Consider the following 20,700-nt stretch of genomic DNA (forward strand, 5'->3'; position numbering starts at 1 on the left):
CACCGACACCACGCGCTCCAGTTCTACGGCCGGGTGAGGGGAAACCGGCTGCAGAAGGCATCATCGCGACACATCAGCAGAAGATCACGGACCTCGACGTGTGTCCCTCGAATTGGCCACCAGGGTCGATGAGGTGTTCAAAACGCAGGGCATCCGCGTGGTGCTCACTGCTCCACAGGCTCCCCGGATGAACGCGATCATGGAGCGCTGGGTGGGCAGCGTACGCCGCGAGATCCTCGACCGGATCCTCGTCATCAACGCCGCACACCTGCGCACCGTCCTCGCTGAGTACGAGGCGCATTTCAGTGAGCACCGGCCGCACCGGGCGCTGGATCAAGCCAGCCCATTGCGGGCGCTGCCCGAGCCCATCGATGCCGACATCACGGTCACTCGAAGAGACCGGCTCGGTGGTCTACTACACAAATACTCCCAGGTCGCATGAGGTGACACGATATTCGGCACCCACAGGTGTCACCGATGGCTGGTGTCAGTGGCGCCATCCGGCCGGCGTGCGGCGAGGCGGCGGTGGGTGACGCGGATCAGTGGCCAGAGCAGGACGAGGGCCAGGGCGGCGTAGATGATCAGAGTCAGCGTGCTGGAGGTGAGTACGGTGAGGGAGCCGTCGCTGAGCTGCAGTGCGCGGCGCAGTTGCATCTCCGCCCGCGGGCCGAGTACGACGCCCACGATCAGCGGGAGTACCGGCAGGTCGTAGCGCCGCATGGCGAAGCCCAGGACGCCCAGGATCACCAGCATGACCAGGTCCATGGGCTGGGCGTTCAGCGAGTACGTGCCCAGCACGGCGAAGAACAGGATCCCACTGTAGAGGTACGGGCGCGGGATGCGCAGCAGTTTGGCCCAGACGGGCGCCAGGGGCAGGTTGATGACGAGCAGCAGAGTGTTGCCGATGAAGAGGCTGGCGATCAGCGCCCACACCAGTTCCGGCTCGTGCGTCATCAGCTGCGGGCCGGGCTGGATGCCGTACGTGGTGAACGCGGCCAGCATGACCGCTGTTGTCGCGCTGGCGGGCAGGCCCAGGGTGAGCAGTGAGGTCATGGAGCCGGCCGCGGAGGCGTTGTTGGCGGCCTCCGGCCCGGCGACTCCTTCGATGGCTCCGTGGCCGAACTCCTCGGGCCTCTTGGTCAGGCGCTTCTCGGTGGCGTACGAGAGGATGGTGGGGATCTCGGCACCGCCGGCGGGCAGGGCGCCGAAGGGGTAGCCGAGTGCGGTGCCCCGCAGCCAGGGTTTCCAGGAGCGCTTCCAATCGTCGCGGCTCATCCACGGCCGTCCCGGTGCCACGAGCCGGTCCTGGGCGCGGTGCCGGTGGGCGCCGATCCACAGGGCCTCGCCCACGGCGAACACCGCGACCGCGACGAGGACGATGTCGATGCCGTCGATGAGCTGCGGGATGCCGAAGGTGAGGCGCTGCTGGCCGGTCTGCGGGTCGAGGCCGATCAGGCCGATCGCGAGTCCCAGCCCCAGGGAGGCGAATCCGCGTACGCGCGAGCCGCCGAGCGTGGCGGTCACGGCCACGAACGCCAGCACCATGATGGCGAAGTACTCCGGCGCCCCCAGTTCGACGGCGAGGCGGGCGATCGGCGTGGCCAGGAACACCAGCAGGGTGGAGCCGAGGGTGCCCGCGATGAAGGAGCCGATGGCGGCCGTGGCCAGCGCCTGGGCGGCTTTGCCCGACTTGGCCATCAGGTGGCCTTCGATGGCGGTCACCACCGTGGAGCTCTCTCCTGGGGTGTTCAGCAGGATCGAGGTGGTGGATCCGCCGTACGCGCCGCCGTAGAAGATGCCGGCGAACATGATGAACGCGCTGGTGGGTTCGAGCGCGTACGTCAGCGGGAGCAGCAACGCGACGGTCATCGACGTGCCGAGCCCGGGCAGGACGCCCACCGCGGTGCCGAGTACGACGCCGATCGCGGCGTACAGCAGGTTCATCGGGGTCAGCGCGGTGGCGAACCCGGCGGCGAGTTGTGTCAGCGCGTCCATCAGAGGATCCCCTGCAGGATTCCCGCGGGCAGGTGGAGGCCGAGCCCGGTGTCGAAGAGGTAGAAGGAGCCGATCGAGAGGGCGGCGGCCACGGCGAGGTCGCGCAGGGGGTTGCGGCTGCCCAGCGCGTAGCACGACAACCAGAACAGCAGGGCGCCGGCGATCACCCAGCCGGCCCGCTCGATCAGCGCGATCGTGAGGAGGAGAGCGCCGGCGAGCACGATCAGCGTCTTCCGGTCGGCTCGTTGCTCGGGCTCGCCAGAGGTCTCCGCCGAGGGCTCCTCTGCGTCCTCTCTCCGGCTGCGGACGATCTGTACGGCAAGGACCGCCGCGCAGGCCACCAGGAGAAGCGCCACGACGGCGGGCACCGCGGCCGGTCCGACGGGCCCGCGCTGGGCGTAGTTGCCGGACAGGTGGGTGAGGTCCCAGGCGATGAGCGCGGCGACGCCGAGGAGCAGCGCCACCAGGCCGAGGTCGGGCAGCGTGCGACGCCCTCTCACCGGGCGCCCGCCCTCGACGCAGGCTCGCCTCTCACAGCGCGCCCGCCTCGGTGAGAATCTGGCGGATGCGATCCTGCTCGCCCGACATGAACGTGCCGAACTCGGGCCCGGCGAGGAACGCGTCGTACTGCCCGTTCTGCTTCAGCGTCTGCTTCCACTGCGGCGTGTCGCGCATCTTGCGGAACACGTCGATCAGCGCCGTCCGGTCGGCCTCGCTGATCTGCGGGGGAGCGATGAAGCCGCGCCAGTTGGCGAAGACGAGGTCGACGCCTTGTTCCTTGAGCGTGGGCGCGTCCAGGCCCTCCAGGCGGGCCGCGCTGGAGACCGCGAGCACCCGGAGTTGCCCCGAGTCGATCTGGTCCGCCCATTCGGCGTAACCGGAGGCCGCGAAGCCCACCTTGTTACCGAGGACCGCGGGCAGCAGTTCGCCGCCGCCGTCGTACTGGACGAAGTTCACGTCCTTCGGGTCGATTCCGGCGGCCTTGGCCAGCAGCATGATGTACGTGTAGTCGGGGCCGCCGACCGCTCCGCCGCCGGCGGGCACCTTGCCCGGGTCGGCCTTCCACGCCTTGAGCAGGTCGGCCAGCGTCCGGTACGGAGAGGAGGCGGACACCGCGACGATGCTCGGCTCCTCCAGCACCCGGGCGATCGGCGTCACGTCCTTGAGCGTCACCGGCGCCTTGTTGGCCAGTGCGGCTCCGGTGACCGCCAGGCCGGTGGTCATCAGGGTGCCGCCCTGGCCCTTCTGGTTGACGAGTTGCTGCAGGGCGACGGTGCCGTCGGCGCCGGGCTTGTTGACGACGTCCGTACGGGTGACGATCTTGGTTTCGGCGAGGACCTTGGCGATCTGGCGGGCCATCGTGTCGTAGCCGCCGCCGGGTTGGTTGCCGACCACGACGTGCATGTTCCGAGTGGCCGACGCGGTGCCCTGGTCGGCGGTGGTGCCGCATGCGGCGGCCGGCAGCAGCAGGGCGGCCGCGAGACCGGCGGCGAGGATTCGGGGGTGCTTCATGTGCTGGACGTCCCTTGTGGTCAGGCGTGTTCGGTGGCGGATGCCAGGGCGCGCAGCGCCGCGAGGTCTTCGCCGAGCACCCCGACGCCGTCGCGCGTTTGGCGGTGGTAGGCGGACATCTCGATCTCGCCGGGTACGCGGACCGGCGTGCCCGGATCCGCGGCCGGGGTGGCGTGCAGGGTGCGGACGAAGTCGGCCATCCGCCCGGCCAGGTCGGAGCCCGGCAGGAGGGGGCCGGTGTCGATGAGGATGAACAGGTGGCCGAGGTCCTGCGCCCGCCCTGGGTCGGTGCTCCACGAGCTGACCCGGTCCAGGTACGCGGCCCCGGACAGGAGCCCGGCGAACAGGTCGACCATGAGGGAGAGCCCGTAGCCCTTGTGGGCGCCGAACGGCTGGAGGAAGCCGTCCAGGGCCTTGACCGGGTCGGTCGTCGGGCGCCCGCTCCGGTCGGCCGCCCAGGTGTCGGGGATGGTCGCTCCGGCCTTGGCGGCGGCCCGCACCTTCGCCCGCGCGACCACGCTCATCGCGATGTCCAGCATCAGCGGGTCGCCGCCTGGGTGGGGCACCCCGATGCCGAGCGGGTTGTTGCCGAGCTTGGCCTCCGTGCCGCCCCAGGGAGCGATGGTCGTCGTGGCGTTGCTGGCGATGATCGCCGCGAAGCCCTCCTGGGCGGCCTGGAACAGGTAGGGCATGACCGGGCCGAAGTGGTTGCTGTGCCGGGCGAACGCCGCGCCGATGCCGGTGGCCCGCGCTCCGGCCATGGCGGCCTGGAGGGCGCGGGCGCCCACGAGCGGGCCGATGCCGTTGGCGCCGTCGACCCGGGCCAGCGCCGGGGTCACCGCCTGCGTGGTCACCTCGGCGGCCAGGTCGATGCCGCCGAGGCGGGCGCGCTCCAGGTATTGGGGGATGCGCTGGACGCCGTGCGTACGGATGCCGAACAGGTCGGCCAGTACCAGCACCTGCGCCGCCTGGCCGGCACCATCGAGTGGCATGCCCCCGGCTCGCAGCGCGGCGGCCGCGAGGTCGTGCAGGCGGTCGCGGGTGATCGTGGTCATGCGTGTCCTTCCGACGTGCCGCCCCGTGAGTACGGCGCCCGCCGCCGGCGCGACGCTCACGGAGATGTTGATTTACCTGCCATCAATGTTGATGACATATTGAGAGTGTGTTGACCATAGGCGTGCCCTCTTTGAGGTGTCAACAGGTACACCAGCGGGAGTCCGGGCCGATGCACTAGAGTTGACGAATCAACATCTGAATCAACATGGAGGCCACGCGCCGGTGCCAGGTGAGATCGAGCACGCCGACGCCCTGTCGGTGGAAGAGGCCGCACGGATCCTTCAGGTCAAGCCCAGCACCGTGTACGCCTACATCAGCCGGGGGTTGCTGCACAGCGACCGGTCACGGGGGCGCAGCTGGTTGTCGCGTGCCGCCGTGGAGCAGTTCGGCCGCCGCAAGGGCACCCCGCCCGAACCCCCGTCCCCCGGCCCCGAGCCCGCCGAGGCCACCACCCGCATCGCCCACATCGTCGACGACCGGCTGCTCTACCGGGGACGCCCAGCCATCGAGCTGGCCCGTACACAGTCGTTCGAATCGGTGGCCGAGCTGCTGTGGGGCGAGCGACTGAGCGGTCCCGCGTGGGTGATCGACGCCAAGACCGCCGCGGCCATCGGCCGTCTCCAGGAGGCGATGCCGGCCTCCAGCCTGCCGCTCGACCGGATCAAGGCGACGACCATGCTGCTCGGCGCACTCGACCCGTTCCGGTACGACCTGTCCACGGCGTCGGTCACCTCGGTGGCGCGCACCCTGGCACCCGCCTTCGTCGAGTCCCTGCCCGCCGGCACCCATCCCGCCGGGGAAGGGCGCTCCATCGCGGAACGGTTGTGGGCGCGCCTGTCACCGTCGGCGCCAACGCCCGCCGACCTCGCCCTGCTGTCGGCCGCGCTCGTGTTGTGCGCCGACCACGGCCTCGGACCGTCCACCCGGGCGGCCCGCGACGCGGCGGCCACGGCTGCCGACCCGTACTCGGTGGTGCTGGCCGGGACCAGCATGGCCAGCGGGCTGCTGCACGGCGGCGGCTCGTCGCTGGCGGTGCAGGCGTGGCTGGCCGAGATCGACTCCCGGGACCAGGTCGCCCGCGTGCTGGGACAACGCCTCCAGCGCGGCGACCGCCTGTCCGGCTTCGGGCAGCCCCGCTACCGGGGGCCCGATCCACGAGGCGCGCTGCTGCTGGCCATGCTCGCCAAGTCGGCGGCCCGGCCGGAGCGGCTGGACATCGTCCGGGCGGCCGTGGAACTGGTGATCGAGCGGCGGCAGCTGCACCCCAACGTCGAGTTCGCGCTCGGGGCGCTGTGTTTCGCCCACGACCTGGCCAACGGGGCGGGGGAGGCGGTCTTCGTGATCGCCCGCAGCGCCGGGTGGATCGCGCACGCCATCGAGAAGTACGAACCCCAGCAGGGGCACGGCGCCAGCTGACTCCGGCGCGGCCGGGCCGCTCTTGTCCTCGTACGAGATCGCGGAGACACTGCGGACGAAGCCGCGCTGGACACAGACTGGAGGCGCCACGAGATGGCGTGCCCTGATCGTCGCGCTACTGATGACGCTCTCCCTCGGGGCGGCCGAAGCCCCCAGGGACTCCTACGAGATCTCGCTGGTCGACGTTCGGCTGGTTGACGCTCCTCATGCGGGGCGACGCCTCCAAGGAGGTGGAGATCTTGGTGCTGCGTCATGAGGGTCGCCGTCCTGCGTCGTCAGGTCGCCCGGCCGCGACCGGACTGGGCCGACCGGGCGCTGCCGGCCGCACTGGCACGGCTGCTGCCCACGCGGCTTCGGCTCCATCGGATCGTGACGCCGGGCACCTTGTTGTCTGGCGCCGTCGGCTGGTCACCCAACGCTGGACTTACCCGAACACGGTCGGGCGTCCGCCGGTCCCGGATGAGCTGCGTGATCTGGTGGTCCAGTTGGCCAAGGAGAATCCCCGATCGGGGCACCGGCGCATCCGGGGTGAACTGCTCGGCCTCGGCCATCGGCTCGGGGAAGGCACCATCCGCCGGATCCTGGCCGCGGCCGGTCTGGGACCAGCGCCACGCCAGGCCTCACCGACCTGGCGACAGTTCCCCACGTCGCAAGCCTCCGGCATCTTGGCGTGCGACAGATCTGGTTTCAAGGGCGAGTACTGGCTGGTCTTGATCACCCGATTGTTGCTGGTGCCACTCATCCGCTATCAGGGGTGCTGAGCGCGGGTCAGGCCCGGGAGTCCGCGCGCGAGCCGTAGGCTGGGCCGAACACGACCAGCAGCGCCAGATTCTCAGTGATGTCCACGAAGTGGTGTTCCTCACCCGCCGGGACGAAGATCACCGCACCGGGGCCGACCTCCGCCTCACCGCTTGCCGTCACGATCCGGGCCTGGCCTGCGGTCACCACATAGATCTCGTCCTCGGTGTGCGGGCTTTGGGTGTCGACCCCGCCCGCCGGGATGCAGTATGTCCCAATGGACAGGTCTGGCACCCTGAGGTGCTCAGCCCAGTCGTTGGCAGCCCCGGCAGTCGGCTGCGCCCATTCCCCTGCACCCTTAATGATCTGCATTGCGGCGACCTTACCGCCAGGGGTCTATCCCAGGTTCACCGCCCCAGTACTCGCGAGCTGGCTCACGCATCTGAGGCATTCGTGGACCGCCTCGGGTCGGATGAGACCGAACAGAAAGCATTAACCGGCCAACCCCGAGAACCGAGACCATTAGCCGGATAAATCGCGGACAACGCGGCCGCCGAGCTCGTGTACCTGCTCGCGGATCTGGCCGGTAAGTATGATGCGGCGTCGCAGCCAGTGTTCGTGTACGGGCCGCGCGGGTCGAGGGCGCGCTGGGACAAGGGCGTGCGGACGGTCGCCCCGAGCAGATCCCGAAGCTCGGACTGGCTGCCTGTCCGGTGCCAGAATCGGTGCCGAGCGGTTGACCTGGTCTTCTAGGCTCGGCTGTCGTGCTGTTTCGTCTCCTGTATCTGCTGGCGTGCCGGGTGTTCGGCTGGCTGGTGCTGCTCACGCCGAGCTCCGCCTCCATGGAGGTGGAGCTCTTGGTGTTGCGACATGAGGTGGCGGTGCTGCGTCGGCAGGTGGCCCATCCGAAGCCGGACTGGGCGGATCGGGCGCTGCTGGCCGCGCTGGCCGGGCTGTTGCCTGCTCGCCTTCGGCTGCATCGCATCGTGACGCCCGGCACGCTGCTGGCTTGGCATCGCAGGCTGGTCAGGAAGAAGTGGACCTATCCCGCCAAGGCGGGTCGGCCGCCGATCTCTGCGGAGGTCCGTGATCTGATCGTCCGGTTGGCGCGGGAGAATCCACGGTGGCGGTATCGGCGCATTCGAGGTGAGCTGATCGGCCTGGGTACCGGGTGGGGGAGGGGACGGTCCGCCGTGTCCTGGCGGCGGTCGGTTTGGGGCCGGCACCGCGCCGGTCCGTACCGACCTGGCGCCAGTTCCTCGCTTCTCAGGTCACTGGCATCCTGGCGTGCGACTTTCTGCACGTCGACACAGTGTGGCTCAAACGGCTGTACGTGCTGTTCGTCATGGAGATCGAGACGCAGCGCGTGCACATCCTCGGTGTCACCGCTCATCCGACCGGTGCTTGGACGGCGCAGCAGGCGCGCAATCTACTGATGGAACTGGGTGAGCGAGCCGGCAGGTTCCGATTCCTGATCCGGGACAGGGACGGCAAGTTCGGCAGAGAATTTGACGAGGTGCTGGCCAGCGCGGACGTGCGCGTCCTCAAGACGCCGCCGCGCTCGCCACGGGCGAACTGCCACGCCGAGCGCTGGATCCGGACAGTGCGCGCCCAGCGCACCGACCGCCTGCTGATCTACAGCGAACGTCACCTGCGCTCGGTCCTGAACGAATATCTCGATCACTACAACGGCCATCGGCCGCATCAGGCTCGTAGGCAACGGCCACCCGATCAAGATGAGCATGTGGTGGTGCCGATGGAAGGCCGGATCGAACGCCACAAGATCCTTGGAGGAGCGATCAACGAGTACGGCCGAGCGGCCTAGGTCGACTGGTGAAACCCCAGATCAGACCCCATGCGCGAGTTTTGACGCGCTACAGGGTGCAGATCGTTCTGAGGGAGCGGCTGAGCTGGGGATTCGCGGTTCGGGCTCGTTGCGTAGAGAGCCGCGCCTTACCTTCTGAGGCAAGGTCGGTGACGCCGAACTTCGCGTGGTCCAGCGGATTCCACTTCGCGGGAAATCGGACGGCGGCGGGGTAGGCGCTGGGCCTTGAGCCCACGACCCACGGACTACGACTGGAAGCTCCACTGTTGGTCGGGGTAGCTGCTGTTGCACTTCCACAGGGTCGCCCGCTTGCCCGGCGTGGCGTCGCTGTGCGCGATGACCAGGCACAGGCCCGTGGCGGCGTTGACCAGGCGCCCGCCCTGGTGGGTCCAGTACTGGACGGCGCCGCCGTTGCACGCGTTCTGCACAGCGGGCTTGCTCGGCTTGCCCTCGCCATTGTCGAGGCACATCCCGGTCGCCTTGTTGATGAGCTGGCCGCCCTGGCGGGTCCACTGTTGCTCGGGGCCGTTCGTGCAGTTCCACTGGACTACCGCCTTGCCCGCGATGGCATCGCCGCGGCCGATGGCCAGGCACAGGCCGGTCGCGCGGTTCCTGACCGTCGGGGCCCGCTGCGCGAGCGTTGGGGAGGGCCTGGGGGTAGGCCGCTCCTTCGTCTGCTTGGGCTGTGCCGTGGTGGGCTCGACGGTCTTGGTCACCGTGGGCACCGGTGTGGGCTTGCGCTTCTTCCTGGTCGGGGTGGGCTCAGGCTGTGGGTACACCGGAATCTGCACCGTCACCGTGGGGTTCGGGGTGGGCCGCTGGCGCTTCTTCTTCGTGGGGCTGGGCGTCGGTGTGGGAGTCGGTGTGGGGGTGGGCGTGGCGGCCGGGCGTTCGTTGTTCGCCAGCAGCGCCGTCTTGGGCGGCTCCTCCTTGCCCAGCAGCAGCCATCCGGCGAGCACGCCGATCACCGTCACCACCGCGATCCCGGAGATGATGGGCACCCGGAGGTCGCGCTTCTTCTTGGGCGCGGGCGGCCGTACCTGTGGCTGCTTCGACGCGGCCTGAGCGGGCGCGGACGGGGTGCCGCTGATCAGCAGTTGCTGCGCGTACTGCGCGGTCGGTCGGGCGGCCGGGTCCTTGGCCAGGCAGACGGCCACCACGTCGCGCAACGCGCCCGACATCGCCCCCAGGTCGGGTTGGGCGCGCAGGATCCGGTCGAACACCACGGCGGGTTCGCCGTCGCCAAACGGCGGGCGTCCCGTCGCGGCGTAGACCACGATGGAGGCCCACGCGAACATGTCGCCCGCCGTGGTGAACTCGTCGGCGGCCACCTGCTCGGGCGCGGCGTAGGCCGGGGCGCCGCCGCGTGAGAGGCCGAACCCCGTCACGGTCGGGCCTTCGGGGCCGTGGATCACGTTGCCGGGGTGCAGGCCCCCGTGGATGATCGCGGCGCCGTGCAGCGCGCCGAGCGCGGTCAGCGTCCTGACCGCCGCCTGGTCGAGCTCATGGCCGCCGCGCGGTCCTTCGACGGACACCAGGTCGGCGATGGACGGGCCGGGTACGAACTCACTGGCCACGAACGCCCACTCGCCCGCCGTGCCCACCTCGACCACCCGGGCCGTGCAGAAGGGCGGCAACTGGGCCAGCAGGTCGTAGCCGCCGGGCGCCAGGTACGCGTGGATCGCCACGGGGAGGCCGTCGCCCCGCCGTCCGTAGAAGACGCGCTCGCCCAGCCGCCCTTCGAGTCTGTACCCGCCGATCGCGACGGGGTCGTTACCGCGTAGTGCCTGCATCATCGCCAGAACCTCCGGAGGCCAAAGGCTAGCAACGAATGGTGCCGATGTGGCTAATGATGACAATTGCAGTCAAATATGAGCTGAGTGCCCTTATTGTTGTGGGCTGCGATCACGACCAATGGTTCGGAAGGGACAAATATGCCTCCCAAGCTTGGTGCGACCCCCGAGGCGCTTGAGGCGATGGGCAAGACCTTCGCCCAGCAGGGCGAGGCGGCGCAGACGATGAAGGCGGCGCTCGACGCTCAGGTCCAGCAGATCCCCGACGTCTGGTCCGGCGGCAACGCGGAGAAGTTCAAGGCGGCGTGGGAAACCTACAAGAAGTCGTTCGACAACCTCCAGCGCGACCTGCAGGAGGCCCAGCAGGGTATCCAGAAGCAGAAGGCGGCGCTCATCACCACCATGGGCGGGGGCGGCTGACCAGCCCGTTTCCGGCGAAGGAGCGGCGGGCCAGTCCGCCGCTCCTCTTTCGTCAAGGCATCGCCACCTGTACGCGTTCCCATGCGCCACCGCGGAACAGCAGGCCACGGCCGGGCGGCCCGGTCCCGGTGGCGATGCTGCGCGGTAGCTGGACGCCGAACAGGTCGCCCTGACTCGGCTGGTTCGGCCGCAGCAGGAGCCCCGACCGCGTCCTCTTCATGGCCACGACCGGCCCCGAGTACATGCTGTCGAGGTCATCGACGTTGCCGGCCCCGATCACCAGGTTCCCGCCGTCCCGTGACTCACCGACATAGTCCACGATCCAGTCCGCGAGCGGGCTGGAGTTGCCCAGCAGCTCCAGGTCGTCGATCAGCAGCGCGCAGCGCGTCGGGCCGGAGACGGCCTCGCGTACCCGCTCGGCGTCGGCGTCGCCGCCGAAGCAGGCGCGGACCCCCGGGCGGCCGGCGAGGTTGCGCAGCGGGCTTAGCCGGGGGGTGACCAGCACCGCCTCCCAGCCCCTGTCCAGCAGGCAGGTCAGCATGGTGCACAACGTGGTGCTCCTGCCCGACTTCGGCGTCCCGGCCACCACCAGCGCCGGTCCGTCCTCGCCGGTACGGAAGAACCGCTCGCCCAGCGCGTCGCCGCCTACCCCGACCACGACCGCGTCCTGCGGCGGCGCCTGGCCGGTCAGCGCCAGCGTCTCGGTCAGGGTGATGCCCGACGGCAGCGCGTCCACCCGGAACGGGCGCCGGTGCGGCGGCAGGCTCCCGTGCCGGCTCTTCGCGGTGCGCGCCACCTGGTGCAGGGCCGCGACCTGCGCCGTTCCGGCCGGGTCGCGTTCGAGGAGCGCCACCTGCACCTCCCGTAGATCGACCGCGGCGCGGAACGCGCGGCCGGGAGGCATGTGCTCGGGAACGTCCCTGGTCTTCATCCCGACGTAGGTGTAGTCGGTGGGGTCGGTGAGCTTGAGCACCAGCCGGTCGTCGAAGAGCGTGGCGATCCGCCCGACCAGCGTGCTGCGATCTCCCGACAGGACCACCTTCACCCCGGCGCCCGGGCCCTCCTGGAAGATCTGCATCCACTGGTCGATCAGCACGCCGTGGTCGACGGACTCGAAGGCCGCGTGGAAGCCTTCCCAGCGGTCGAAGAGCACGAGGACGTAGGGCAGCCGGTCCTCCGGCCGTACCGCGGCCCGCTGCTCGGTGACGTCGGCGAAGCCCTGCGCCGACAGCGCCTGCTGGCGCTCGAAGATGGTCTCGAGGAAGCGTTTGGTGAGACGCCCCAGCCGGTCGGGAGAGTCGCGGCCGACGACCGCGCCGCAGTGCGGCATCCCCGTCAAGGGCAGCAGCGCGTTGTTGCCGCAGTCCACGCCATAGAGGTGCACGTCGGCGGGGGCGCACAGGAGTCCGGCCGACGCGGCGATCGCGCGCAGCACGGTCGAGCGCCCGGTACGCCCCCCGCCGACCACGAGCAGGTGCCCGGCCGCGGCCAGGTCGTAGTACTCGGTCCGCCGCCGCTGCTGGGATGGCAGGTCGGCCAGGGCGAACGGCAGACGCAGCGCCGGCCCGTCAGAGGGCGCCAGCTCGGACATGGTGATGAGCTCCGGCAGCGGGGGCAGCCACGGGCTGCGCGTACGCTCCAGGCCGAGCTGCCCGGCCGCCGCGCCAACCGCCTCCACCAGCACCGAGAGGTCCGTCAGCATGGTCGCGTCGTCCCCGTCGTCGCCCGCCGGGGCCGGCAGCGCGACACCCAGGGCCTGCCACGCGACTGGATCGACGCGTACCTCCCGCGTCACGGCCTGCCCCTGGCCGGGCCGCCGCCCGCCGATCCGCGCCGACTGCACCGCGTGCAGGGAGGAGGCCCCTGACCTGATGAAACAGCGTCCTGGGGTGGTCTTCGAGATCGCGGCGGCGTTACGGGAGTTGATGATGTCCGTTGACTCCTCGTTGCTCGTCACGCGCAGCGCGATCCGCAGGTTGGTGTTGGCCGCGATGTCCGGCGTGACCACGCCGCCGGGGCGCTGCGTGGCCAGGATCAGATGGACGCCGAGCGAACGGCCACGGCGGGCGATGTCCACCAGGCCGAGAATGAAGTCCGGCAACTCGGCCACCATCGCCGCGAACTCGTCGATGACCAGGAGGAGTCGGGGCATCGGCTCCAGCGGCCGGCCCGAGTCGCGGTAGTCGTTGTAGTCTTCGATGTCCTTCGCGTCCGCCCTGAGCAGCAGGTGCTCGCGCCGTTTGAGCTCGGCCGCCAGGGACTCCAGGGCCCGCTCGGTGAGATGGCCGTCCAGGTCGGACACCATGCCGACGGTGTGCGGCAGCTTGGCGCAGTCCTTGAACGCGCTGCCCCCCTTGTAGTCGATGAGCACGAAGTTCATCTCGTCGGGCCGGTTGTGGACCGCCAGCGAGGCGATCAGCGACTGCAGCAGCTCCGACTTGCCGGCGCCCGTCGTTCCCGCGATCAATGCGTGTGGCCCGTCCAGCCGCAGGTCCACGCTGTAGAGCCCCTCCGCGCCAACGCCGATCGGGACTCGCGTCGTCCGGCCCTCGCGCCACAGGGCGTGGATCTGCTCGGGGCGGGCGTCGGGCATGCCGAGCAGGTCCAGTAACCGGGCGGCGGACGGGATGACGGAGTCGGCGTCCTCGCGGCCGATGTCCCGCAGGGGCGCGACGGCCCGGGCCAGCCGGTCGCACCACTCCACGCTCACCTGGTCGCCGATGGCCTCGGGCGGTACGTCGTGCTGGGCGCCGCCGCGCAGCCGTACCAGGCCGGGGCGCTCATGCTCGCAGACGGCCACGACCGTGCACTCCTCGGGCAGCAGCCGCTGGTCGTCGTCGACGCAGAGGGCGTAGATCCCCACTGGCGGCCCGAGCTGCAGGATCTGCGGGACCCCGGGCAGCCCGCGCAGCGCGCGGGCGCCGTCCAGGACGACGAGCACGTTGTACGGCTGCGCGCTGGCGTACCCGCCGGACAGCCCCGGCCCCTGGCCGAAGGAGAAGAGCGGGCCGGCGTCCGGGGAGTTGTGGCGTTCCCTACGGGCGTTGATCTTCCCGATCAGCTCGCCGATCCGCCGCGCGGCCGAGTCGGGATCGTTGCCGACCAGGGCCACGCACTCCTCTCCCTCCCGGGGCACACAGTGCGGCAGCCAGCGGACCCAGTCCCAGTTCGCCACGCCCTGCGGGTCGGCGCTGAGGACGACGATGGCCAGGTCACGCGGGCTGTGCAGGGCCGCCGCCTGCGCGACCAGCCAGCGGGCGAGCGACCGGGAGGCGGCCGGCCACCCGGTGAGGCCCGCGACCCCGGCCCGTGGCAGCGGCACCACCACGGGCACCGCGTGCGACACCGGAACCGGAGGATGCTCCTTGGCCACGGGCGGGGTGCCCGGCTCCGGGACGAGCTCGATCTTGGACGGCAGGTCGGCCAGCCCGACCCGCAGGTGCAGGGTGTCCGGATCGTGCAGGCGGCGTTCCCAGAGGCGCTGGCGCGGGCCGACGGCGCTGAGGAACACCTCGCCGGGGTCGGGGAACTCGGCCCGCCGATCCCTCTGGTCGGTCCTGCGCAGTTCCTCCAGCCGCTGTTCGAAGGCGACCATGCGGGCCTGGTACTCCTTCATGGCCTGGCGATACTGCTTGCGCCCGTAACGCCGATCGCTCCACCACTGCGCGACCATGGTGATCGGCGTCAGGAGCGCCATGAGCAGGAACCAGGGGGTCGAGAGGACGACGGCCATGACCACGCCCCCCACTCCGAAGATCATGCTGGCCAGCAGTTGGAGGCGGTGGTAGTCCTGCCGCGACGGGTGGCCGGGCACCTCGATGGTGTGCACGATGGCCGGCTTGTTGAGGCGCGGCGGCCGGTTGTAGGCCAGGTTGCCCTCCGGCATGACGGTCACGTGCGCGTCCGGGAGAGCGGGCAGGGCCAGCGTGAAGAGCGTCATGCCCGCCTTGAGCACTCCGCCGACCGGCCACGGGACCGGCTCGTAGAGCTGCTCGCCGTCCAGCGTGACGCCCTCGGCCATCGGAGCCACCACGACGCCACCGGCCTCGACCCGTAAGTCGGCGACACAGTGGGGGGCGCTGGGGTCGTCGACCGTGATCGTGCACCATCGGCCCGATCCGACGGTGGCCGTTCCATAGGTCAGGCGGTGTACGCCGCCGGCCGACGGGCCGCCGCTGACCCGTACCTCGGCGACGCCGGCGGGCTGGTCACCCTTCCTGGTGGCGGTGGCCGCCGTGGCACTGAAGGCGACGACGTCGCCGTCCCGGAGTGACGCGGCCACGAGCGTGTCAGGACGCAGCGGTACGCCATCCGTCCAGAGGCCCTGAGCGGGGATCCGGAGGTTCTTCTGGAGGGCGAGGACGAGATGGCCCACGGTGATGCTCTCGTCACCGCTGACCACCACGTTCTGCAGCCCCCGGCTGGTCAGCGCGCTGAGGGAGAGGCGCATCAGGAATACCGCCCATGGTTCACTTTCGCCACTCTGGCAGCATAGCGACCCGCTTTCTCAGGATTTGTCATGATCATTCGGCTATCATGGCGCTCCAGGGTGAAGATGATCATTCGGATAGGCGGCTGTGCATGGGCTTTCTGGGCGGAGTGCCGGCCAACATGGACGCGGGCGCCGAGGGCATGGCGCGCGTTCACTCCGACCTCGAGGGGCTGATCACGAACGTGAGCAATTCTCTGCGCGTAGTGGCGGGCGCCTCCGAAGGCTTCGTTCCCCAGGCGGCCACCGCGGCCTCCACCGGATTCCCGCGAACGGCCGGGCATCTCACGGCCGACGTGGACTATTTGGGCCAGGCGCTGAAGGCGATGGCGGCGAACGTGCGCAAGACGATGGGGGGCGAATGACCGATGGCCGCCCCCTTCAAGGTCCCGAAGGGCGATCCCGATGCGATCCGCCGTGAGGCCGCCCGGATCGGTCAGGCCAGTGCGGACATGGCGCGAGCGTCCCAGCAGGTCGAAGCCCACGCCGTCACGGCGCTGAAGGGCTGGAACGGTATCCACGCCGCGATGTTCGCCGTCACCGCCGGCGGCACCTTCACCGCGCTGGAGATCCAGGGACATACCCTCAAGGCGGTCAGCCAGGGCCTCAAGAAGTACGCGGGTGATCTGGAGGCGGTCCAGAGGTCCACCCGCATCTACATACAGAACTACGAGAACGACGAGCGGGAAATCGCGAAGCCGGGCCTGTCCGACGACCGGAAAGAGGAGCTCAAATACAATCTCTTTCATCGGTGGCCGGACGCCGCCGAGACCTCTGAGCGGCAACTGCGGCTGGAAGACTCCAAGAAGGCCACCGCGGCCCTCTACGCCTTGGCCCAGCTCAAACTGGAGAAGAAAGCTGACCCGGATCCGAAGGGCCTGCTGGAACGCTTCCGGAACTCCACCCCGTACGGGGTTTACTCGGCCATCAAAGGGGCCACCGACCCCGTGCTCGCCGTCTTCTCGCTCATGGACGCGGGCGCCAAGGCCGGCACCGTCTACCAGTTCCTGAAGCAGGGCGTGCTCGGCAAGATGGCCCAGCGCAAGCTCTCCAGGGCCGAGCTCGAGCGGTCATTGCTCAGAAGGCTCTGGATAGAGGGCGGCCGTGGCCTGTCACACGACCAGTTGAAGGCCCAGGCGCGTCAGCTCGCCGCCCAGATCGAGGCCGCGAACCAGCGGGTGACGACGGCGGAGCGCATCATGAACGCCGCGCGGCCCCAGCTCGCGGCGGACCTGGGCGAGGGCCTCGCCGCAGGCAGGTACGCCAAGCTCGCCAGGGGGATCGCCAAGGGTTCCGCGATTCTGGGCATCGTCGCCGGGGTCGACGACATCGTCAACAACAAGGACAAGGGCTGGGTCAGGACGGGCAACTACGTCGCCGGCGGCGCGGGGATCGCGGGCGGCCTCCTGGTCCTGTTCGCCGGCAGCGTCAGCATGGCCACCGGGGTGGGGGAGGTGGTCATCATCGTCGGCCTCGCCCTCGGAACCATTTCGGCCGGCTGGACCTTCGGCAAGACCATCGTCGAGGGGGGCAAGGAGAGAAAGGGCATCGGCGGCTGGCTGCGGAAACACACGAGCGACAAGGTGTCCGACGGCTGGCGCAAGCTCACCTGGTCCCTATCACATCCTGCGAGATAGCCCATGGAATCCCTTATCGAACGCGCGCGGACCGCGTACGTGCCCGTCATCGCCCTGACCGACGAAGAGCTCACCGTGCTCGACGGTCCCGAGACCGACCAGATCGCTCCCCGCCCCTGGTACGACTCCCAGGACCCGGCCGCCAAGGACACCGCCTGCATGGTGGCACTGCGCAGTCTGGTCGCGCGCGGCATCGCCCGTCCCGAACCGACCGCTGAGGACGACGACGACCTCGCGCTGCTCCTCTCCGACGATCTGCAGGACCTGCTCGCCGCCCGCCGTACGCCCCGGCACATCGTGATGGCGGAGCGGGTCCTGGCCGAGAGCAGGCAGGCACGCGTCTTCTACGTCGGCCCTGGGCCCGTGGCGGTGGAGGAGAACGTCAACGAGAGCGGGCTGCACGCCCTCGCCATCGGCCCGATCGAGCGGCTGGCGGACCGATTCGCACAGTTCTGCGACCCGCACGCGGGTGCTGGACAGCAGCCGGGCAACGGCCTGCGGCGGGCTCCCCTCACTGACATCGCCCGGGGCGTGGGCCAGGACATCTTCGCCGAGGCCCTGGCCATCACCCAGATCAGTCACCACCGCCTCAGCCGGACGGAGGAGGTTGAGGAGACACGGCGGACGATCTACGCGCCGCGGGGCCGGGTGGTGCTGGCCGAACCCGAGGCCGACGGCGAGGACGGCGTGCTCGCTCTGACTGACCTGGGGCCGCGCGAACTCCGCGAGCACCTCCTCGGCCTGCTCCGCCCGCCGACGTGATCCGCGAGCGGCGCAAGGCGGCGCCCGCCGACCGGAGGGCGTGCGGCTGCTTCATGCCGGCCTGGGGGTAGGTGTACGAACGGACGGACTCCGCACGCCCGGCGAATGGTGTTGGATCTCCTTCGTCCTGTTCCCGGTGGAGTCGTCTCAGCCACTCCGAGCAGCTGGGTGGACGGCTCGCCGGGGCTGAAGTAGCCACCGTTGACCTTGGCCACCTCGCCCAGCGAGTTGTAGAAGGTGTCGGTGATCGTGCGCCCGTCTCGCAGCGCGGGATCCTGCGTCTGGTCGTCGCGAGGCGCCGGCTCCTGGGTCTGCCGCGGCCGCGCCAGGCCGTCGAGAACAGCTCGTGGCTGGTGGTGTAGCCGCCATCGGCGCGCAGGGTCATGGTGGTGACGACGTTGGGGACGTCGCTGCCCGTCAGGTAGGAGTACACCGTGTTGGGCGACTGGCCGCTCGCCTTGCTGCGGTCGCTCTGCCACACCTTGACGACCCCTCGTGTTTCGCGCTTCTGGACGATCATGTTTCGGCGGCGGCCCAGGCTGCGAGGACGGCCTGGGTTTCTTCAGGTGTGGCCTGGTAGGGGGCTTGGGGCCGAAAACGTTCGGCGATGATGACGCGGCGGAGCTTGATCACCATGTCGATGCACCAGCGGGCGGCGTAGCGGGCGATGAGATCTTCGGCGGGCGAGTACAGGTCGGTGGTGATCAGGGGCAGGCCATAGCCACGATCGTCGCCGTCACGGGTACGAGGGTGCGTGTCGCGGACCAGGATGACGCGGATGCTCTGGCTGCGGAACGGCCCGTACCACAGGCATGTCGTTTCGCTGATCTGCACGGTGTCAGTGCGTCCGTAGCGGCGCACCCGGGTGGTACGCCAGCTGCCGGCCGCGGCCAGGTCGGCCGGGGTGCCCAGGCGGGCGCCTTTGGTGCGGGGCCGTCCGGACCTGCCGGTTCTGGGCGGGGGCAGGGCGTGCAGGACCGAGGTCACCTTCAGCCGGCTGGTCCAGGTGATCGCATCACCCAGGCCGCGTAGATGTTCACCGGCGTAGGCGGCATCGCCGACGGCGTGCACCATCCGGGTGGGGTAGCGGGCGGCGATCGCCTCGACCATCTCCCGGGCGAACGCGATCTTGCCGGTGCGGCCGGGACGCCACAACCGGGCCAACACCGGCAGGCACAGCGGCCGGGACAGGAACGGCAACTGCACGATGATCCCGGCGATCACCCAGCAGTTGCCGAACCCGATCGGTTTGGGTCCTTTGGCTGCGCCGTCGTGATGCCAGGCGACGCCGAACACCTTCTTGCCTGAGCGTTTGAACAGGGTGTCATCGACCACCACGATGATCGCCGAGCCCGGCGGCAGCAGCCGGGCCACGATCAGATCAGCCAACGCCAGCCCGAGGGCGTCGGTGCGCCAGCGAGCGGTGGAGAAGAAGCGGTGCGCGCGGCAGTGATGCCAGACTCGTTCCAGCCCGGCGCCCAGCAGCATCCCGCACACCGTCCGGCGCCGCGTCTGCGCGATCAACCCCACCACAAGAGCGACGAATGAACGGTGCCCCGGCGCGGTGAAACACGACCGGAACACCGCCAACAGCGCGGCCAGCGACGGTAACGTGCCATCTGGGAGCATCGGCGGATTCACCTTCTACCAGGGTGTTACAGACACCGCCGATGCTCCTCCCACATCTCCACATCCGCCCCGCAGACCAGCGAAGGCACGCGGAAACAACCCCCTCGCCACATGCACGGCGATCAAGGAAAAGTGCGAAACACGAGGGGTCAGCAGGCGGCGGGGGTGCCGTTGCCCGCCGAGCGGATCCCGGTGCCGACGCGTACCGCGTAGTAGTTGGAGCGGAACCTGTCGAAGATCGTGTTGTCCTCCAGTTGCAGCAGCGCCTCGTCCGCCTGCCGCAGCGAGTTCCAGCTCCAGTTGTGGCTGCCGGTCCAGATGATCTTGCGGTCGGGCACGCCGTAGTACTTGCCCTCGACGAGCAGGTACTTGGAGTGGATCCAGACCGAGTCCGCGTTGCAGTAGTAGCGGACGTTGATGCCGTTGTACGCGCCGGTGGTCTTGACCAGCTCGTTCATGGACGTGACCTCGGACGCGCTGCCCTTGTTGTACGTCATCGCCACCTCGACGTAACACCCCGCCTTGTCGAGGCCGAGCAGCTTCTGCGCCAGGTGCGTACGGCTGAAGATGCCCATCGCCACCCGCACGATCGTGCGATGGGTGCCGTCCGCGGTCCCGACCGTGCTGTTGCCGGTGCACGCCACGTGGTCGAGCACGGTCGACAGGGTGTCCTCGGCCGGGTCGGTGGGCTGGCTGGTGCCCTCCTCCCGCGGGTAGAAGTGCGCCTTGGCGTTGCCCGAGGTCACCGGGGGGCGGGTGTCGTAGTAGTTGTTGTCCACGTTCCGGTTCTTCAGGTCGGTGAAGTACGCGGAGTAGGCGTCGTAGATGCCCGTGTTCCCGGCGAGCACCAGGGCGGAGTTCCAGCCGCCCAGGCCGTCGCGCCCGGTGTGCAGGTTGGCCGACGACTGCACGACCACGTTCGTCGTCCCGCCGGTGCTGGAGAAGAGGAAGAACTTGTTGTGGTTCAGCGACACCGAGCCGTACAGGGCGCGGTCGCCGATGCAGCCGCGGCCGGCCGGGCAGGCCAGGACCCAGGAGCTCGCGCCGAGGTTCTCGCCCAGCGCGCCCGCGAGCGAGGTGTAGATCGCCGTGCCGGCCATCTTCTTGTCGAAGACGACCTGGACGTTCCTGCCGTTGTTCCTGGCGGCGATCAGGGCGTTCGGGATGGTGGCGTCGGTGGCGTAGAACATCGACATGCGGATGGTGGAGCCGGGGTCGGCGCCCTCGATGAGCTGCACGATCCGGTTCTGGATCGCGTTCCTGTCGGAGACGGGGTCGTTGAAGACGGCCTCGTTGGCAACTGCGGCGTGCGCCGGGGCGGTGAGACCGGATAAGAACGTGGCGGCGACGAGCAGGACCAGCAGATGGCGAGACACAGGCGTCCTCCCGCGGGCGATGAAAAGATCACCGCTGACGGTAGCAAGGAGG

17 protein-coding genes are annotated in these 20,700 nt (G+C 69.7%); 8 read left to right on the forward strand and 9 right to left on the reverse strand.

Going from position 1 to position 20,700, the window contains the following annotated elements; genetic code table 11:
- Positions 1-100: 100 nt before the first annotated feature.
- Entirely contained in the window at positions 101-442 is a 342-nt protein-coding gene (locus ACFLIM_RS47455; RefSeq protein ID WP_393177006.1) for an integrase core domain-containing protein, read from the forward strand.
- 29 nt (positions 443-471) lie between these two features.
- On the opposite strand, the gene ACFLIM_RS47460 is transcribed toward ACFLIM_RS47455, so the two are convergent.
- The 4 genes from ACFLIM_RS47460 to ACFLIM_RS47475 are packed head-to-tail and all read right to left on the reverse strand — an operon-like array spanning position 472 to position 4,562.
- The gene (locus ACFLIM_RS47460) at positions 472-1,995 is read right to left on the reverse strand and encodes a tripartite tricarboxylate transporter permease (RefSeq protein WP_393177008.1); all 1,524 of its coding nucleotides are present in this window, start codon (positions 1,993-1,995) and stop codon (positions 472-474) included.
- Positions 1,995-2,495, reverse strand: coding sequence for a tripartite tricarboxylate transporter TctB family protein (locus ACFLIM_RS47465; RefSeq protein WP_393177010.1), 501 nt, complete (start codon positions 2,493-2,495; stop codon positions 1,995-1,997). The genes ACFLIM_RS47460 and ACFLIM_RS47465 overlap by 1 nt, the downstream gene beginning before the upstream one ends.
- Before the next feature lie 31 nt (positions 2,496-2,526).
- The gene (locus ACFLIM_RS47470; RefSeq protein ID WP_393177011.1) at positions 2,527-3,507 is read right to left on the reverse strand and encodes a Bug family tripartite tricarboxylate transporter substrate binding protein; all 981 of its coding nucleotides are present in this window, start codon (positions 3,505-3,507) and stop codon (positions 2,527-2,529) included.
- A gap of 20 nt (positions 3,508-3,527) precedes the next feature.
- On the reverse strand, positions 3,528-4,562 hold the full coding sequence (locus ACFLIM_RS47475; protein WP_393177012.1) for an Ldh family oxidoreductase: 1,035 nt from the start codon (positions 4,560-4,562) through the stop codon (positions 3,528-3,530).
- Positions 4,563-4,785: 223 nt separating this feature from the next.
- Here ACFLIM_RS47475 and ACFLIM_RS47480 point away from each other — a divergent pair, with 223 nt between their 5' ends.
- Both ACFLIM_RS47480 and ACFLIM_RS47485 read left to right on the forward strand, forming a co-directional pair.
- Positions 4,786-5,979: a citrate synthase gene (locus tag ACFLIM_RS47480; protein ID WP_393177014.1), complete on the forward strand. Its 1,194-nt coding sequence runs from the start codon at positions 4,786-4,788 to the stop codon at positions 5,977-5,979.
- Positions 5,980-6,173: 194 nt separating this feature from the next.
- Entirely contained in the window at positions 6,174-6,740 is a 567-nt protein-coding gene (locus ACFLIM_RS47485; protein WP_393177016.1) for a hypothetical protein, read from the forward strand.
- 7 nt (positions 6,741-6,747) lie between these two features.
- On the opposite strand, the gene ACFLIM_RS47490 is transcribed toward ACFLIM_RS47485, so the two are convergent.
- Positions 6,748-7,089: a cupin domain-containing protein gene (locus ACFLIM_RS47490; protein ID WP_393177018.1), complete on the reverse strand. Its 342-nt coding sequence runs from the start codon at positions 7,087-7,089 to the stop codon at positions 6,748-6,750.
- A 961-nt stretch (positions 7,090-8,050) separates the two neighbouring features.
- On the opposite strand from ACFLIM_RS47490, the gene ACFLIM_RS47495 reads away from it, so the two are divergent.
- A complete protein-coding gene (locus ACFLIM_RS47495) occupies positions 8,051-8,542 on the forward strand; it encodes an integrase core domain-containing protein (protein WP_393177020.1) in 492 nt (163 codons plus the stop codon).
- Between the two features lie 245 nt (positions 8,543-8,787).
- Here ACFLIM_RS47495 and ACFLIM_RS47500 read toward each other — a convergent pair whose 3' ends face one another.
- Complete coding sequence (locus tag ACFLIM_RS47500) at positions 8,788-10,338, reverse strand: ricin-type beta-trefoil lectin domain protein (RefSeq protein ID WP_393177022.1); 1,551 nt, start codon at positions 10,336-10,338, stop codon at positions 8,788-8,790.
- A gap of 138 nt (positions 10,339-10,476) precedes the next feature.
- On the opposite strand from ACFLIM_RS47500, the gene ACFLIM_RS47505 reads away from it, so the two are divergent.
- Positions 10,477-10,755: a WXG100 family type VII secretion target gene (locus tag ACFLIM_RS47505; protein ID WP_393177024.1), complete on the forward strand. Its 279-nt coding sequence runs from the start codon at positions 10,477-10,479 to the stop codon at positions 10,753-10,755.
- Positions 10,756-10,807: 52 nt separating this feature from the next.
- Here the strand turns inward: ACFLIM_RS47505 and ACFLIM_RS47510 are convergent, their stop codons facing one another.
- Positions 10,808-15,205 carry an FtsK/SpoIIIE domain-containing protein gene (locus tag ACFLIM_RS47510; RefSeq protein WP_393177026.1) on the reverse strand — a complete coding sequence of 1,466 codons (4,398 nt, stop codon included), beginning with the start codon at positions 15,203-15,205 and terminating at the stop codon, positions 10,808-10,810.
- Positions 15,206-15,336: 131 nt separating this feature from the next.
- Between ACFLIM_RS47510 and ACFLIM_RS47515 the strand changes: the two genes are divergently transcribed.
- From ACFLIM_RS47515 to ACFLIM_RS47525, 3 genes are read left to right on the forward strand one after another with little or no spacing between them, the layout of a single operon-like run.
- Entirely contained in the window at positions 15,337-15,609 is a 273-nt protein-coding gene (locus ACFLIM_RS47515; protein WP_393177028.1) for a hypothetical protein, read from the forward strand.
- A 3-nt stretch (positions 15,610-15,612) separates the two neighbouring features.
- Positions 15,613-16,881 carry a hypothetical protein gene (locus ACFLIM_RS47520; protein ID WP_393177030.1) on the forward strand — a complete coding sequence of 423 codons (1,269 nt, stop codon included), beginning with the start codon at positions 15,613-15,615 and terminating at the stop codon, positions 16,879-16,881.
- A 3-nt stretch (positions 16,882-16,884) separates the two neighbouring features.
- Positions 16,885-17,643 carry a hypothetical protein gene (locus ACFLIM_RS47525; RefSeq protein ID WP_393177032.1) on the forward strand — a complete coding sequence of 253 codons (759 nt, stop codon included), beginning with the start codon at positions 16,885-16,887 and terminating at the stop codon, positions 17,641-17,643.
- A gap of 516 nt (positions 17,644-18,159) precedes the next feature.
- Here ACFLIM_RS47525 and ACFLIM_RS47530 read toward each other — a convergent pair.
- Positions 18,160-19,272, reverse strand: coding sequence for an IS701 family transposase (locus ACFLIM_RS47530; RefSeq protein WP_393177034.1), 1,113 nt, complete (start codon positions 19,270-19,272; stop codon positions 18,160-18,162).
- Between the two features lie 149 nt (positions 19,273-19,421).
- Positions 19,422-20,648 (reverse strand): phospholipase D-like domain-containing protein, encoded by a 1,227-nt coding sequence (locus tag ACFLIM_RS47535; RefSeq protein WP_393177036.1) that lies wholly within the window; start codon positions 20,646-20,648, stop codon positions 19,422-19,424.
- Positions 20,649-20,700: the final 52 nt, after the last annotated feature.

The sequence above is a fragment of the Nonomuraea marmarensis genome, from assembly GCF_043197025.1.
In the GTDB taxonomy this organism is placed as follows: domain Bacteria; phylum Actinomycetota; class Actinomycetes; order Streptosporangiales; family Streptosporangiaceae; genus Nonomuraea; species Nonomuraea marmarensis.

Excerpts from the sequence above, each read along its gene's own strand:
- ACFLIM_RS47520 (WP_393177030.1), top strand. The coding sequence starts at position 15,613 with ATGGCCGCCCCCTTCAAGGTCCCGAAGGGCGATCCCGATGCGATCCGC.
- ACFLIM_RS47460 (WP_393177008.1), bottom strand. The coding sequence starts at position 1,995 with ATGGACGCGCTGACACAACTCGCCGCCGGGTTCGCCACCGCGCTGACC.
- ACFLIM_RS47510 (WP_393177026.1), bottom strand. The coding sequence starts at position 15,205 with ATGCGCCTCTCCCTCAGCGCGCTGACCAGCCGGGGGCTGCAGAACGTG.
- ACFLIM_RS47500 (WP_393177022.1), bottom strand. The coding sequence starts at position 10,338 with ATGATGCAGGCACTACGCGGTAACGACCCCGTCGCGATCGGCGGGTAC.
- ACFLIM_RS47505 (WP_393177024.1), top strand. The coding sequence starts at position 10,477 with ATGCCTCCCAAGCTTGGTGCGACCCCCGAGGCGCTTGAGGCGATGGGC.
- ACFLIM_RS47475 (WP_393177012.1), bottom strand. The coding sequence starts at position 4,562 with ATGACCACGATCACCCGCGACCGCCTGCACGACCTCGCGGCCGCCGCG.
- ACFLIM_RS47525 (WP_393177032.1), top strand. The coding sequence starts at position 16,885 with ATGGAATCCCTTATCGAACGCGCGCGGACCGCGTACGTGCCCGTCATC.
- ACFLIM_RS47530 (WP_393177034.1), bottom strand. The coding sequence starts at position 19,272 with ATGCTCCCAGATGGCACGTTACCGTCGCTGGCCGCGCTGTTGGCGGTG.
- ACFLIM_RS47490 (WP_393177018.1), bottom strand. The coding sequence starts at position 7,089 with ATGCAGATCATTAAGGGTGCAGGGGAATGGGCGCAGCCGACTGCCGGG.
- ACFLIM_RS47470 (WP_393177011.1), bottom strand. The coding sequence starts at position 3,507 with ATGAAGCACCCCCGAATCCTCGCCGCCGGTCTCGCGGCCGCCCTGCTG.
- ACFLIM_RS47515 (WP_393177028.1), top strand. The coding sequence starts at position 15,337 with ATGGGCTTTCTGGGCGGAGTGCCGGCCAACATGGACGCGGGCGCCGAG.